13 protein-coding genes are annotated in these 12276 nt (G+C 61.0%); 4 read left to right on the top strand and 9 right to left on the bottom strand.

Annotated elements, in window-relative coordinates; all coding sequences use genetic code 11:
* Nucleotides 1-2: 2 nt before the first annotated feature.
* The gene (gene hisB, locus V1T76_RS14265) at nucleotides 3-596 is read right to left on the bottom strand and encodes an imidazoleglycerol-phosphate dehydratase HisB (protein WP_330561312.1); all 594 of its coding nucleotides are present in this window, start codon (nucleotides 594-596) and stop codon (nucleotides 3-5) included.
* Between the two features lie 176 nt (nucleotides 597-772).
* Here hisB and V1T76_RS14260 point away from each other — a divergent pair, with 176 nt between their 5' ends.
* Nucleotides 773-1621 carry an SDR family NAD(P)-dependent oxidoreductase gene (locus V1T76_RS14260; RefSeq protein ID WP_330561310.1) on the top strand — a complete coding sequence of 283 codons (849 nt, stop codon included), beginning with the start codon at nucleotides 773-775 and terminating at the stop codon, nucleotides 1619-1621.
* 74 nt (nucleotides 1622-1695) lie between these two features.
* On the top strand, nucleotides 1696-2487 hold the full coding sequence (gene pyrF, locus V1T76_RS14255; RefSeq protein ID WP_330561309.1) for an orotidine-5'-phosphate decarboxylase: 792 nt from the start codon (nucleotides 1696-1698) through the stop codon (nucleotides 2485-2487).
* On the opposite strand, the gene V1T76_RS14250 is transcribed toward pyrF, so the two are convergent.
* The 3 genes from V1T76_RS14250 to rocF form a co-directional block, all read right to left on the bottom strand.
* The gene (locus V1T76_RS14250; RefSeq protein ID WP_330561308.1) at nucleotides 2431-2982 is read right to left on the bottom strand and encodes a hypothetical protein; all 552 of its coding nucleotides are present in this window, start codon (nucleotides 2980-2982) and stop codon (nucleotides 2431-2433) included. The genes pyrF and V1T76_RS14250 overlap by 57 nt on opposite strands.
* 394 nt (nucleotides 2983-3376) lie before the next feature.
* Nucleotides 3377-4483 (bottom strand): ornithine cyclodeaminase, encoded by a 1107-nt coding sequence (locus V1T76_RS14245; RefSeq protein WP_330561307.1) that lies wholly within the window; start codon nucleotides 4481-4483, stop codon nucleotides 3377-3379.
* An 11-nt stretch (nucleotides 4484-4494) separates the two neighbouring features.
* Nucleotides 4495-5361 (bottom strand): arginase, encoded by an 867-nt coding sequence (rocF, locus tag V1T76_RS14240; protein WP_442970125.1) that lies wholly within the window; start codon nucleotides 5359-5361, stop codon nucleotides 4495-4497.
* A gap of 205 nt (nucleotides 5362-5566) precedes the next feature.
* Here rocF and V1T76_RS14235 point away from each other — a divergent pair, with 205 nt between their 5' ends.
* Nucleotides 5567-6028 (top strand): Lrp/AsnC family transcriptional regulator, encoded by a 462-nt coding sequence (locus V1T76_RS14235; RefSeq protein ID WP_330561453.1) that lies wholly within the window; start codon nucleotides 5567-5569, stop codon nucleotides 6026-6028.
* Between the two features lie 163 nt (nucleotides 6029-6191).
* Nucleotides 6192-7109 (top strand): bifunctional helix-turn-helix domain-containing protein/methylated-DNA--[protein]-cysteine S-methyltransferase, encoded by a 918-nt coding sequence (locus V1T76_RS14230; RefSeq protein ID WP_330561305.1) that lies wholly within the window; start codon nucleotides 6192-6194, stop codon nucleotides 7107-7109.
* 199 nt (nucleotides 7110-7308) lie between these two features.
* Here V1T76_RS14230 and V1T76_RS14225 read toward each other — a convergent pair whose 3' ends face one another.
* The 5 genes from V1T76_RS14225 to V1T76_RS14205 all read right to left on the bottom strand — a co-directional run bounded on the left by V1T76_RS14225 (nucleotide 7309) and on the right by V1T76_RS14205 (nucleotide 12271).
* Entirely contained in the window at nucleotides 7309-8571 is a 1263-nt protein-coding gene (locus V1T76_RS14225; RefSeq protein WP_330561304.1) for a hypothetical protein, read from the bottom strand.
* Nucleotides 8572-8604: 33 nt separating this feature from the next.
* Nucleotides 8605-9921: a bifunctional folylpolyglutamate synthase/dihydrofolate synthase gene (locus tag V1T76_RS14220; RefSeq protein WP_330561303.1), complete on the bottom strand. Its 1317-nt coding sequence runs from the start codon at nucleotides 9919-9921 to the stop codon at nucleotides 8605-8607.
* Nucleotides 9922-10056: 135 nt separating this feature from the next.
* Nucleotides 10057-11013 carry an acetyl-CoA carboxylase, carboxyltransferase subunit beta gene (accD, locus tag V1T76_RS14215; protein WP_330561302.1) on the bottom strand — a complete coding sequence of 319 codons (957 nt, stop codon included), beginning with the start codon at nucleotides 11011-11013 and terminating at the stop codon, nucleotides 10057-10059.
* A 93-nt stretch (nucleotides 11014-11106) separates the two neighbouring features.
* A complete protein-coding gene (gene trpA / locus V1T76_RS14210; protein ID WP_330561301.1) occupies nucleotides 11107-11940 on the bottom strand; it encodes a tryptophan synthase subunit alpha in 834 nt (277 codons plus the stop codon).
* 148 nt (nucleotides 11941-12088) lie between these two features.
* Complete coding sequence (locus V1T76_RS14205; protein ID WP_006940169.1) at nucleotides 12089-12271, bottom strand: hypothetical protein; 183 nt, start codon at nucleotides 12269-12271, stop codon at nucleotides 12089-12091.
* Nucleotides 12272-12276 lie beyond the last annotated feature (5 nt).

Genomic DNA, 12276 nt, shown 5'->3' with positions numbered 1-12276 from the left:
CCCTAGCCGCCGAGCTGGCCCTTGGTGGTCGGAATGCGGTCTGCCTGCCGCGGATCGATCTCCACCGCCTTGCGCAACGAGCGCGCAACCGCCTTGAAGCAGGTTTCAGCGATGTGATGGCAATTGGAGCCGTAAAGATTGGCGATATGAAGGGTAATCCCGGCATTCATCGCGAAGGCCCGGAAGAACTCCTCGAACAGCTCCGTGTCGAATTCACCGATCTTGTCCCGGTCGAAGGTAACATCCCATACCAGGAACGGACGGCCGGACACATCCAGCGCGCAGCGGGTCAGCGCTTCGTCCATGGCAAGATGGGTGTCGGCATAGCGGGTGATGCCCGCCATGTCGCCCAGCGCCTTTGAAATCGCCTGGCCCAGCGCGATGCCGGTGTCCTCGACCGTATGGTGAAAGTCGATATGGGTGTCGCCATCAGCACGCGCCTTGATATCGATCAGCGAATGTCGCGACAGTTGCTCCAGCATATGGTCGAAGAACCCGACGCCGGTCTGGACGTCGTAAGCGCCCGTGCCGTCCAGGTTGATCTCGACCGAGATGCGGGTTTCCTTGGTGTCGCGCGATACACTCGCTGTGCGCATGTGCTGATGCCCCGTGTAGTGGGAGAGAAGAACCGCGGTGTTGTAGCAGCCTGAACCGCCTAAGAAAATAGCGGTTTCATAGTGAAAGGGTTCTGCTGCCGGTCTATCGTGCGGACAAGCAAATCGGCATCAGCTTGCCTGCAGGTTCCTGAAATTCACTTTGGGGGAAATCCATCATGTACGAAAAAGCCATTTCAGAGGGCGGAATTGCCGTTGTGACCGGCGCTGCCAGCGGTGTCGGACTGGCCGCCGCCATACGTTTCGCGCAGGCAGGACTGGGTGTCATCCTGGCCGATCTTCCAGGTCCTGCCCTGGACGCCGCAACGGAAAAGGTTCGTGCCGCCGGTACGGTCGGCGTCGATATTTTCGCGGTTTCGACCGATGTCGGCGACATGGCGCAGGTGGAAGCCCTTGCCGAGAAGGCCTTTCAGACCGGGCCCGTCGCGGTCTTGATGAACAATGCCGGCATCAGCCTGCCGACAACCGCCTGGGAGGACTTCGACAACTGGGTTCGGCTGATGGACATCAATTTCTACGGCGTGCTGCGCGGTGTTCATGCCTTTACGCCGCGCATGATCGAGGCTGCCCGTCCGGCGGTCATTGTCAACACCGGCTCCAAACAGGGTATCACGACACCGCCGGGCAACCCCGGCTACAACACCACCAAGGCGGCGGTGAAGGTGCTCAGCGAGCAACTGGCCCACGAGCTGCGCCAGGCCGGGGCACCCATGTCCGTTCATCTGTTTGTACCTGGCTTTACCTACACCGGCATGACCGCGAGCCATTTCCCCGAAAAGCCGGCTGCGGCCTGGACCAGCGAGCAGACGGTCGATTATTTCATCGAGCGGATGTCGGCAGGCGATTTCTATATCCTGTGCCCGGACAATGATGTCGACAGCACAAGGGACAAGCGCCGGGCCGAATGGGCCATCGGCGATATCATCGAGAACCGGCCGGCTCTGTCACGCTGGCATGACGACTACAAGGACGCGTTCGCGGAATTCGAACGCACCGGCAAGGCGTAGGTCCGGGTAGTTCTGGCGCTGGGCGATCCTTGGTGCTATGCACTGGCACCTGCCCCAAAACCGAGGATCTGCCCATGCCGACCAGCCCGTTCGCCCCGAAGACCGCTCTGGACCGTCTGATGCTGCCCGTAGACGTGCCAACGGTTGCCGACGCCGAGAAACTGGTGAAGCAGACCGAAGGCAAAGTCGGTGTCTACAAGATCGGCATGGAGCTGCAATTTGCCGGCGGACTGGAATTCGCCCGGGATCTGGCGCGCGACGGCAAGAAGATCTTTCTCGACGTCAAACTGCACGACATCGACAACACCATCGAGAAAGCCGTGCGCAACGTCGCCAAGATGGGCATGACCTTCATGACCCTGCATGGCTATCCGAAAACCATGCGTGCCGCCGTGAAGGGCCTGCGGGAAGAGGGCAATCCCGACCTGTGCCTGCTCGGCGTGACGGTTCTGACCTCCATGGATGAGCAGGATCTGGTCGACGCTGGGTATCGCGGCCCGATTGCCGATGTGGTGGAGGCCCGGGCAAAAGATGCCCGTGACGCCGGCATGGGCGGCATTGTCTGCGCGGCCACCGAAGCCGCAAAATTGCGCACCATCCTTGGCGACGAGCTTGTAATCGTCACCCCCGGCATCCGCCCTTCCGGCAGCGACGCCGGCGACCAGCGCCGGGTCATGACCCCGGCCGATGCCATTCAGGCCGGCAGCGACTATCTGGTGGTCGGCCGCCCGATCAGCCGGGCCGAAGACCCGGGTGCAGCGGCCGATGCCGTGGTCGCCGAAATTGAAGCGGCGCTGACCCTTCCGCCGCTAATCGACGACACCAGTCACCGGAAAACCGCATCCTTCGGCAACTTTTCGATATGAGGCGGTAAATCCGCTCAGGGACGCAGTATAGACCGGCCCGGCCGGCCCGACGATGTCGATCTGACCGTTCCGCTGCATGGCCTGAAGCACACGCTGATTGTCCTCAAACGGGAAATTGGTCTGGGCAACGGCGAAACCGTCTTCGTCGAAATACGCATGGACCGTTGCCTGCGCGCTGTCACCGTCGTCAAAGACAAAATTGACCTTCTGATCGTTCTGAAGAACCGTGGCATGGCCGCGAACGGCCCGCTCGGTCAGCTGGACACCGGGGAAGTAGTCCGGCGGCAATGCATCTCCGTTGGACGTCGAAAAGCCTAAGCTGGGCAGGCCATCACCGCCTGTCCACATGGTGCAATTGACACGAAAGTCTTCCCCCGTGTCAAACGACTGAATCTCCACGTTCCAGTCCTTGTAGGAAAAATACTGCTCTTCGGCCTGACCTGCGGAAACGGCAAGCAGGCCGAGGCCAAGGCCAGTCAAAATTCTGAATATCATTGAAAAAGTCCCCGAAAAGGTAGGAAGTGGGCACACTCAACACGGAAAACCTTAAGATAAGCCACTGGTGCGTCTTGATTTTTTTAAGGAGTACCCGTGGTCGCTCCTTATCACCTCCCCGATGTCACCCCGGACAAGCGAAGCGCAGATTCTGGGCCTACTTGCAGGGCCGCTTGCCGAAGCGCGCAAGGTTTCTTGAAGAAGATCTATCCGCTCCAGTGCTCTGGAAACCAGTTGGCCGCCGGTCTCGTGTTGCTCGGCCAGGGCGACACCAGAGCTTTCTGCGAGTCCTTTCCTTAGGCAATTGCCTTGCCCTGGTGAAATGAGGGTAGGGTTGGGGTCAGCCGCCTCGCCAGCCAAGAAAAAACCACCGCCGAAGCGGTGGTCCAGTTTGCTACAATCGCGTGACTTTACGTCGTGCTGCCTGATTGTCTCCATTGGCGGCGGAGCGAAGCACCATGCCGTAGAGATCGCGCGGGTCGTCCGGGTCTGCCAGCAGGTCGAGCTTCTCGAAGTGGCCGGTTCTGGGCAGCAGATCGTGGACGTAGCGCAAAGCGGCAAAGTCTTCGATGGCAAAACCCACGCTGTCGAACAGGGTGATCTGGTCCTGCGAGGTACGGCCCTTCGCCTTGCCGGCATAGACCTGCCAGAGTTCGGTGACCGGATGGTCGCGGTCGAGCTGCTGGAACTCGCCTTCGATGTGGGTCTGGTCCGGGAATTCGACAAAAATATCCGACCGAAGCAGGATGTCGCGGTGCAACTCGGTCTTGCCCGGGCAGTCGCCGCCGACCGCATTGATGTGTACGCCGGTGCCGACCATGTTGTCGGTCAGGATCGTCGCCGATTTCTTGTCTGCGGTAACCGTGGTGATGATCTGCGCGCCTTCGATCGCATCTTCCGGCGTCTTGCAGATGGTCACATTCACACCGGAACTGGCAAGATTGCGGGCAAGGCGCAAGCTGGCGCCGCAGTCGATGTCGCAGGCACGGATTTCGGTGATGCCGAGCATGTCCTTGAAGGCAAGGCACTGGAAATCGGATTGCGCGCCATTGCCGATGATCGCCATTGTGGTGGAGCCCTTGGGCGCAAGATACTTGGCGGCGAGCGCCGAGTTGGCCGCCGTGCGCAGGGCCGTCAGGATCGTCATCTCGGTGAACAGGACCGGATAGCCGGTCATCAGGTTCGACAGAACACCGAAACCGGTGACGGTCTGCAGGCCATCACTGGTATTGCCCGGGTGGCCGTTGACGTATTTGAAGCCGAAGGTCTTGCCGTCGCTGGTCGGCATCAGCTCGATCACGCCCTGGGGCGCATGCGCGGGAATGCGGGGCTTCTTGTCGAAGCTTTCCCAACGCAGGAAATCCTGTTCGATATATTCGGCAATGCCGCGCATGAAGGTTTCGACGCCAACGGCGCGGACATTGCGCATCATGTTGTCGACACTGACGAACGGCACATAGGCCAGGTCCGACGGCAGGAGATTGATGGGTTTCACTGACATGTTCCGGTCCTCTAGAAGCTTCTTGTCGGGCGGTCGAAGACCCGGCGGCCGAACAGGCTGCCGGTCAGTTCGACCATCAGACGCGCGGTTTTTCCGCGTTCGTCCAGGAAGGGATTGAGCTCGACCAGGTCGAGCGAGGTGACGAGGCCGCTGTCATGGAGCATCTCCATCACCAGATGGGCCTCGCGAAAGGTCGCGCCGCCCGGCACCGTGGTGCCGACGGCCGGTGCAATCGACGGATCGAGAAAATCGACATCCAGACTGACGTGCAGCAGGCCGTTTTCCGCCCTCACACGCTCCAGGAAGGGTGTCAAAAGAGCGCCGATGCCTTCCTCGTCGATCTGGCGCATGTCGCTGACACCGACACCGTGGCTGACGAGCAGGCTGCGCTCCGCATCATCGATGGACCGAACGCCCAGAATTTCGACATTCTGCGGTTTCACCGTGTGCTCCAGCGGCGCGCCGAGCAGATCGTCAAAGCCGGGAAGGCCGCATAGAAACGCAAGCGGCGTGCCGTGCAGATTGCCGCTGGCAGTGCTGTCGAACGTGTGGAAGTCGGAGTGCGCGTCAAGCCAAAGCACAAAAAGCGGACGGCCGAGCGCGGCAGCCGCCTTCGCCTGGCCAGAGACGGTACCAGCCGCCATGGCATGATCGCCGCCGAGATAAATCGGAACAACCGGACCTTCGCCAAGATCCGCCGCTTTCTGGTGAAGGGCCCGGGTCCAGGCAACATAGGCGCCGTAATTGCGCAAGACCGGGTTGGGAGGTGTCAGATTGCCGACCTCCGCCGGGCTCAGATTGCCATGGTCCGAGACGGAATGGCCGAGCGCCCGCAGCGTGTCCTGCAGGCCCGCTGTCCGGTAGGCGTCCGGCCCCATGAGGCAGCCGCGCTGGCCAGCGCCTTCGTCCACCGGTGCGCCCACCAGCACAATCTGTTTTTCAACGACGTTCACGCCCAGCTCCGCCTCAAGATCCGACTGTCAAAAGTGTGCTGAAACGCCGCGGCGGAGTAAATCCGGACACTTGATCAAAAGAGCAGTCAAATTTATCATTTTGGAAAGCTCAATTTATCGGATTGGAATGATGGATGATCTGGATCTTCGGTTGATCTCGCTTCTGCGCCACGATGGGCGAAGATCAGTGTCCGAATTGGCAGGTGATTTGAAGGTTTCGCGTGCCACCGTGCGCTCGCGCATGGAAAAGCTGGTCGACACGGGAGAAATCCTTGGGTTTACCGCCGTTCTGCGCGACGACTGGCGCGACCTGCCCATTCGCGCGGTAACGCTTGTGGTGGTCGACGGACATAACACCGAACCGGTTATCCGCTCGCTCAGTGCCATGACCGAGGTTCGCGCGATCCATTCGACAAACGGCAAGTGGGACCTTGTTTTGGAAGTGGCAACGCGTGACCTCGCTGCCTTTGACGATGCACTCAACCGCATCCGCCTGATCGAGGGCATAACCGGCACCGAGACGAGCCTGCTTCTGACGACCCGCAAGGGACCGGCGGTTTCCGCCAGCGAGTTCAAGGATGTTCTCGGTTAGAAGGCAGGACCGCGCGCTCCAGCGTTGCTTCAGTCGCGCCGGTTTGGTCTGCGCTCCCTCCGTGTGGTCAGAGATCTTGCTGGGGATCGCAAAACGGGTCGATCCGCTGTTGTTCGCCGACTAAAATCAGATCAGACTTCAAGATCAGAACGAAGAAACGGCCATGACCAAAGCGCTCGACCTCACCAGCCTGACGTCCGAACCGACGCCGATCTCCATCGGCGAGGAAGCGGCCCGGAATTATGACGTCGTTCGCCGCACCTTGAAGCGGATCACCGAAGACTGGCGTGAGCAGCCCACGCTGGAGCAACTTGCCAAAGAGGCCGGCCTTCAGCCGATTCAGCTTCAACGCGTGTTTTCGCGCTGGGCCGGGCTGACGCCGAAGCAGTTCCTGCAGGCCATCACGCTGGACCATGCCAAGGCGCTTTTGCGCGACTCCGCCAGTGTTCTGGACGCGACCTACGAGGTCGGCCTGTCAGGGTCGGGCCGCCTGCACGATCTGTTCGTCACCCATGAAGCCATGACGCCGGGCGATTACCGAAATCGCGGGGCGGGGCTTTCGATCGCCTACGGCTTCCACCCCTCGCCCTTTGGCCAGGTTCTGGTGATGGCCACCGACAAAGGCTTGGCCGGTCTCGGCTTTTCTGACCCGGGTGAAGAAACCTCCGCCCTGGAAGACATGTGCAAGCGCTGGCCCGCAGCCACGTTCGTTCGGGATCAGGACGCAACGGCCAATTATGCAAGGCGTGTCTTCGATCCGAAAAAGTGGCAAGAGGACCAGCCGCTCAACATCGTTATGATTGGTACCGATTTTGAAATAAGGGTCTGGCAAACCCTTCTGAAGATCCCGATGGGCAAGGCCACAACCTACTCCGATATCGCCGCCTGCCTTGGCAATCCGAAAGCCTCCCGCGCCGTCGGCACCGCCGTCGGCCGCAACCCGCTCTCCTTCGTGGTGCCCTGCCACAGGGTACTTGCCAAGGGCGGCAAACTGGGTGGCTACCACTGGGGCCTCACCCGCAAACGCGCCATCCTCGGCTGGGAAAGCGGCTTGTCGGGGCCGGTTCTGGAGTGTGTTTGAGGGGGAGAAAAAAAGCCCTCCGCCCGTCATTCCGGACAAGCGCAGCATTGATGCGCGCAGATCCGGAATCCAGAAATCAGCGTGAGCGAAGCGAAGCCCGCTTGAAAGAAGTAGCGGATGCGCCTTCGGCGCGACATACGTCTGGATTCCGGATCTGCGTTCGGCTTGCCTCACTTGTCCGGAATGACGAGAAAGCGTCCTAAAACACCGGCCCTTCCGGCATCGGATAATTGCCGGTGATTTCCCACCCGAAGGCGGCGATGCGTTCGGCGGCCATGGGGGTGACGTCGCCGGTGATCAGGAAATCGACGCCTGTTGGCGGGAAGGGCAAGGTGCCGAGGCCTTCGTGCATGGCCGAAAAGGTCTGCGCCACGGTCTGGGTCCAGGCGACCTGATCGAAAGGCATGACGATGGCGGCGACACCGTCGCGGCGCAGGGCAACCGGAATGCCGGAAACCAGCTTGATGTCACCAAGAGGCGAAACCGTTCTGTTGTAGGTTTCCATCAGGACGACACGGCGAACCTGGAAGTAGGCCAGATCGCGGCTGTCGGTATCGGCGGCCTTTTCCGCGATCAGGTAACTGTCCTTCACGCCGGGCATTGCCTGAAGCTGATAAGCGATCGCGGCCTTTTCCGATGCGGTATAGAAGGGATTGCCCATCAGCTTGGCGTTGGTCGCTTCCGGCACACCCACGGCGCGCAGGACGGTGGAGGTGCGTTCCTCCAGCTCTGTCGGGGTGCTGTCGACGATGAGATTGCGGAAATTGTCGGCCTGACGTGCAACGTTGACGATGATGCCGCCGGGTAGGAGGCTGGTGATCGCGCTGACCGTCCAGTTGCCAGCCGTGGTGACGCTGGCGGTTTCATCGAGCTTTTCCGACAGCGGCCGATAGAAGGTATAGGGATCGACGCCCACGCTGACCGCAAGCTCCCTGCGGGCCTTGGCCTGACCGGTGATCGACTTGGCCAGTTCCGCCGGGGAGCCGCCCTTGCCGCTGACGGCGGCCTCGACACCCTTGGTGAGACGGCCGAACATGCGGCCCACACCGGTAACGGTGTTCTTTGCGGTTCCCACCGGATCAGTCACCGTGCTTTCAACAAATTCGACCGGCTTCATGGCTGCCTGCTTGAGGCCGTCGACGAAGCTGGCGTCGTTTTTCAGGCTGTCGAGAGCGATGAGCACCTGAATTTCATGAAGACGCAGCTTGAGCATGCCGTCGCCTTCGATCTGCTCGACCCCGAGATCAGTCTGAACCTGATAGACCCGCAGAAAGCCATCGCTCCGAACTGGTGCGAGCACCGCGTAACCGGGGCCAAGCTCCTTGCCCTTCAAAATGGTGGCGGGATCCTGTTCCGGCGGCGTCTCATATTGTTCGGTAAGCGCGCTTGCGGGCACGCTGAGCAACAAAGCGCCCAGAAAAGCGCCTGCAAGCTGCGGACGACGGGTGATAAAACCGATCATTCATGGCCTCCTCGGGCAGAGGCCGGTGACGCCTCAGACCGGCGCCAGACCGCTGCGCGCCAGAACTTCACCGGCCAGATAAAGCGACCCGCAAATCAGGATGCGGGGCGGTTCGCCATCTTTTGCCGCACAAGCTGCCACATCTGCCAGCGCTGCGTCCAGTGATTGAAACGGCGTTGCCTCAAGTCCCGCACAGCGGGCAAGGTCGGCCAGGTCTTCCGGTGTTCTGGCGGTGGTCGTCGTGGTGATCGGCACCGTGCCGACATGGCGCGCCAGCCCGTGGAAGGGCCGGAAGAAACCGATAGGGTCCTTCGTCGTCAGCATGCCGGAAACAAGATAAAGCGGCCGGGGCGCGCGCTCTTCCTGCTCACCCATGAACTGGGCGATCGAAACGCCCGCACCGGGATTATGCCCCCCGTCGACCCACACTTCAGACCCTTCCGGGCAGAGATCATGCAAGGGACCACTGGTGATCGGCTGCAATCTGCCAGGCCAGTTGACCGTCTTGAGACCACGGGCAATCGTGTCGCCGTCCGGCAGCATTCCGGCCGCTTTCAGCGCTGCGATGGCAACGGCCGCATTGGCATACTGATGACGGCCGCCCAGCACAGGAACGGGCAGATCTATCAGTTCGTCCTCGTCCTGAAAGGCCATGCGGCCCTGGTCTTCCTGCGCGGCAAAATCCTGCCCGAACACTTCGAGCGGAGCCTTGTTGCGTGCTGCCTGGCGCGCAATGGTCGCCAGTGCTCCCTCTTCCTGAGCGGCGCAGATGACAGGCACGCCGGGCTTGATAATGCCGGCCTTCTCGGCCGCGATCACGGACAGGTCGTCGCCCAGAAACTTCTCGTGATCCATGGAGACCGGCGTGATTACCGTGGCAAGCGGCCGGTCGATGACGTTGGTCGCATCGAGACGCCCGCCAAGACCGACTTCCAGCAACAGCACATCGGCCGGATGTTCCGCAAACAAGAGGAACGCTGCCGCCGTGGTGATCTCGAAGAAAGTGATTTCCTCACCGCCATTGGCCTCTTCGCAGCGATGCAACGCCTCGTATAGAACCGGATCGGACACGAACCGGCCATCCGAGCCGAGCCGAATGCGCTCGTTGAATGCAACCAGATGGGGAGAGGTATAGACGTGACAGCGTTTGCCGGACGCTTCCAGAATGGCCCGCATTGTGGCGGTCACCGAGCCTTTGCCGTTGGTTCCAGCGACATGAATGACCGGCGGCAGGTGCCGTTCGGGGTGGCCCAGCGCTTCCAGCAGCCGGTACATGCGCCCAAGAGAGAGATCTATCTCCTTGGGATGCAGTGCCAGCAAACGGTCCAGAATTTTCGTGATTTGATCCAAGGCGCCCTCCGCAGGGTCCCTTTTTCCCGGTTGCGTTCGACTAAGGCCTTTACGGGAAGGCCGCCCGCGAGACAAGCGGACAGCCTGGAAATGTCGTGTGAGGCCGCTTTCGCGACGTATTCGTGACGAAGCCGCCTAGCTGGCGGCTTCCGCTTCCTTGGCAGGCTCGGCGGCCGCCTCGGCAGGCTTGGCTTCAGCTTGCGGTGCCGGCTCCTTCGGCGCTTCAAGCTTCGGCAGCTCGACTTCGCGCTTCATCAGGATACCGCAGATACGGGCCAGCGTTTCCTTCATCTTCTGGCGCGGCACGACCATGTCGATCATGCCGTGGTCGAGAAGATACTCGGCGGTCTGGAAATCGTCCGGCAGCTTTTCGCGCACGGTCTGTTCGATCACACGGCGGCCGGCAAAGCCGATCTGGGCACCGGGTTCGGCAATGTGCACATCGCCCAGCATGGCGTAGGAGGCCGAAACACCGCCCGTTGTGGGGTTGGTGAGAACAACGATGTAGGGCAGGCCCGCTTCGCGCAGCATCTGCACGCCGACCGTGGTGCGCGGCATCTGCATCAGCGACAGAATACCTTCCTGCATGCGTGCGCCGCCGGAAGCGGCAAACATGACGAAGGGCGTCTTGTCCTCGACCGCTTTCAGCATGCCGGCAAGGATCGCCTCGCCCGCGGCCATGCCAAGCGAGCCGGCGATGAAATCGAAGTTCTGCACGGCGATGGTCAGCGGCATTCCGTTGACCTGGCCCTGGGCCACGATCACAGCCTCATCCTCGCCGGACTTGGTGCGGGCTTCCTTCAGGCGGTCGGTATAGCGCTTGCTGTCGCGGAACTTGTGCGGGTCGGCATGAACGTCGGGTGTGTCCACCTCGGTGTATTTGCCGCCGTCGAAGAGAGCTTCAACGCGTTTGCGCGCCGGAATGCGCATGTGGTGACCGGAATTCGGGATCACCCAGAGATTGGCTTCCAGATCCCGATGAAATACCATTTCACCGGTTTCCGGACACTTGATCCAAAGGTTTTCCGGAACTTCGCGCTTCTTCCAAAGATCACGGATCTTGGGGCGTACGATAGAATTGATCCAGTTCACGTCAAACGCGTCCCGCTACTCGAGTTACCATTGGACGGAGATATGGGGTCCGTCCGAAATCCTTCAATTGAAACCAGCCAAAGGGCTGGCCTGTCAGGCTGTTCTTGACCGTGCGCACCCGGAAGCCAGGTCGGACACCAGGTCCACCACGGCCTGAACGGTCTTGTCTGTCGCCTTGCCGGCCTCATCGAGGCTGTCGCGAATGGCGTTGACCAGGACCGAGCCGACCACGACGCCGTCGGCGTCCTTGCCGATCTCCGCCGCCTGTTCTGCCGTCTTCACGCCGAAACCGACGGCAACCGGCAGGTCCGTATGACCCTTGATGCGCTTCACCGCGGTCGACACCCGGCCGGTGTCGGCGATATTCGCGCCGGTGATACCGGTCACGGACACGTAATAAACGAAACCGGAGGTATTGGCCAGAACGGCGGGCAGGCGCTTGTCGTCGGTGGTCGGTGTTGCCAGACGGATAAAGTTGAGACCAGCCTCCAGGGCAGGGATGCAGAGTTCGTCATCTGCTTCGGCCGGAATGTCGACAATGATGAAACCGTCGACACCGGCTTCCTTGGCAACGTGAACGAAGACTTTCGGGTCCCGTACATAGATCGGATTGTAATAGCCCATCAGGATGATCGGTGTGTCCTGATCCTGCTTGCGGAACTCGCGCACCATGTCCAAAGTCTTGTCCATGGTGTGGCCTGCGGCCAGAGCGCGCTGGTTGCCGAGCTGGATCGGAATGCCTTCGGCCATCGGATCGGAGAAGGGCATGCCGAGTTCGATAACGTCGGCACCTGCCGCCGGAAGGGCGTTCAGAAGGGCTTGCGAAGTCTGCAGATCCGGATCGCCTGCGGTGATAAAGGTGACCAAGGCCGGCCGGCCGGCATCCGCACAAGCTTTGAAACGGCGGTCGATACGCGTATCCGTCATTCACTGCTACCCTTGTTCGCGCCATCCGGGACCTTCCGGGGCGTTTCCGTTTCAGCGATGTACGAGGGCAGTGCGTGCAATGTCAATCTGTCAGATGCAGAATCGAGATGTCCAGACGGCTTCCGGACATCTTCCAGTCTGGGCCCGGTTACCGGCTCGGATAGTCGATCAGGCCAATGGCACGCAGGGAGGCATCCGCCCGGTAGACATGCTCGCTGCCCATGGGCTTTGCACGGCCTGCGCGCGTGAAGGGGTTGCCTGAACCGCGAAACACGGTGGCAAGAGGTGCGGCCGACGGCGCGCTGATGTGTAGGGCCTGCAAGGTGCTCATCTCAA

The organism is Roseibium sp. FZY0029 (assembly GCF_036350355.1).
In the GTDB taxonomy this organism is placed as follows: Bacteria; Pseudomonadota; Alphaproteobacteria; order Rhizobiales; family Stappiaceae; genus Roseibium.
This window is presented reverse-complemented; position numbering and strand designations above follow the sequence as displayed.

Bases quoted from the DNA above. Each gene is read 5' to 3' on its own strand.
- hisB (WP_330561312.1), bottom strand. From the start codon at position 596: ATGCGCACAGCGAGTGTATCGCGCGACACCAAGGAAACCCGCATCTCG.
- V1T76_RS14260 (WP_330561310.1), top strand. From the start codon at position 773: ATGTACGAAAAAGCCATTTCAGAGGGCGGAATTGCCGTTGTGACCGGC.
- pyrF (WP_330561309.1), top strand. From the start codon at position 1,696: ATGCCGACCAGCCCGTTCGCCCCGAAGACCGCTCTGGACCGTCTGATG.
- V1T76_RS14250 (WP_330561308.1), bottom strand. From the start codon at position 2,982: ATGATATTCAGAATTTTGACTGGCCTTGGCCTCGGCCTGCTTGCCGTT.
- V1T76_RS14245 (WP_330561307.1), bottom strand. From the start codon at position 4,483: ATGTCAGTGAAACCCATCAATCTCCTGCCGTCGGACCTGGCCTATGTG.
- rocF (WP_442970125.1), bottom strand. From the start codon at position 5,361: ATGGGGCCGGACGCCTACCGGACAGCGGGCCTGCAGGACACGCTGCGG.
- V1T76_RS14235 (WP_330561453.1), top strand. From the start codon at position 5,567: ATGGATGATCTGGATCTTCGGTTGATCTCGCTTCTGCGCCACGATGGG.
- V1T76_RS14230 (WP_330561305.1), top strand. From the start codon at position 6,192: ATGACCAAAGCGCTCGACCTCACCAGCCTGACGTCCGAACCGACGCCG.
- V1T76_RS14225 (WP_330561304.1), bottom strand. From the start codon at position 8,571: ATGATCGGTTTTATCACCCGTCGTCCGCAGCTTGCAGGCGCTTTTCTG.
- trpA (WP_330561301.1), bottom strand. From the start codon at position 11,940: ATGACGGATACGCGTATCGACCGCCGTTTCAAAGCTTGTGCGGATGCC.
- V1T76_RS14205 (WP_006940169.1), bottom strand. From the start codon at position 12,271: ATGAGCACCTTGCAGGCCCTACACATCAGCGCGCCGTCGGCCGCACCT.